At 57.2% G+C, this 1,412-nt stretch carries 1 rRNA gene (only partly in view); it reads right to left on the bottom strand.

The annotated features are described in order from the left end of the window. A 23S ribosomal RNA gene (locus ACZ56E_RS40570) occupies positions 1-1,274 on the bottom strand; it reaches 1,491 nt to the left of the window's first position. Positions 1,275-1,412: the final 138 nt, after the last annotated feature.

Here is a 1,412-nt window from a genome sequence, read left to right as displayed (position 1 = left end):
GGAATGACACGACTTCGGCGGTACGCTTGAGCCCCGCTACATTGTCGGCGCGGAATCACTAGACCAGTGAGCTATTACGCACTCTTTCAAGGGTGGCTGCTTCTAAGCCAACCTCCTGGTTGTCTCTGCGACTCCACATCCTTTCCCACTTAGCGTACGCTTAGGGGCCTTAGTCGATGCTCTGGGCTGTTTCCCTCTCGACCATGGAGCTTATCCCCCACAGTCTCACTGCCGTGCTCTCACTTACCGGCATTCGGAGTTTGGCTAAGGTCAGTAACCCGGTAGGGCCCATCGCCTATCCAGTGCTCTACCTCCGGCAAGAAACACACGACGCTGCACCTAAATGCATTTCGGGGAGAACCAGCTATCACGGAGTTTGATTGGCCTTTCACCCCTAACCACAGGTCATCCCCCAGGTTTTCAACCCTGGTGGGTTCGGTCCTCCACGACCTCTTACAGCCGCTTCAACCTGCCCATGGCTAGATCACTCCGCTTCGGGTCTTGAGCGCGCTACTAAATCGCCCTATTCGGACTCGCTTTCGCTACGGCTTCCCCACACGGGTTAACCTCGCAACACACCGCAAACTCGCAGGCTCATTCTTCAAAAGGCACGCAGTCACGACGTACAGCACAAGTGCTGCACGCGACGCTCCCACGGCTTGTAGGCACACGGTTTCAGGTACTATTTCACTCCGCTCCCGCGGTACTTTTCACCATTCCCTCACGGTACTATCCGCTATCGGTCACCAGGGAATATTTAGGCTTAACGGGTGGTCCCGCCAGATTCACACGGGATTTCTCGGGCCCCGTGCTACTTGGGTGTCTCTCAAACGAGCCGCTGATGTTTCGACTACGGGGGTCTTACCCTCTACGCCGGACCTTTCGCATGTCCTTCGCCTACATCAACGGTTTCTGACTCGTCTCACAGCCGGCAGACTGTGAAAGAGAGATCCCACAACCCCGTATGCGCAACCCCTGCCGGGTCTCACACGCATACGGTTTGGCCTCATCCGGTTTCGCTCGCCACTACTCCCGGAATCACGGTTGTTTTCTCTTCCTGCGGGTACTGAGATGTTTCACTTCCCCGCGTTCCCTCCACACTGCCTATGTGTTCAGCAGCGGGTGACAGCCCATGACGACTGCCGGGTTTCCCCATTCGGAAACCCCCGGATCAAAGCCTGGTTGACGACTCCCCGGGGACTATCGTGGCCTCCCACGTCCTTCATCGGTTCCTGGTGCCAAGGCATCCACCGTGCGCCCTTAAAAACTTGGCCACAGATGCTCGCGTCCACTGTGCAGTTCTCAAACAACGACCAACCACCCATCACACACCGTTCACACGGTGCTTCACTGGGGTCGGCATTGAGGTCGGGAACAAGCCCGTACCCTCAGATACCCAACAGCGTGCCCGG

The organism is Streptomyces sp. NPDC039480 (genome assembly GCF_055597165.1).
The sequence above is the reverse complement of the archived record's forward strand: the minus strand, read 5'-3'. Positions and strand labels throughout refer to the sequence as shown.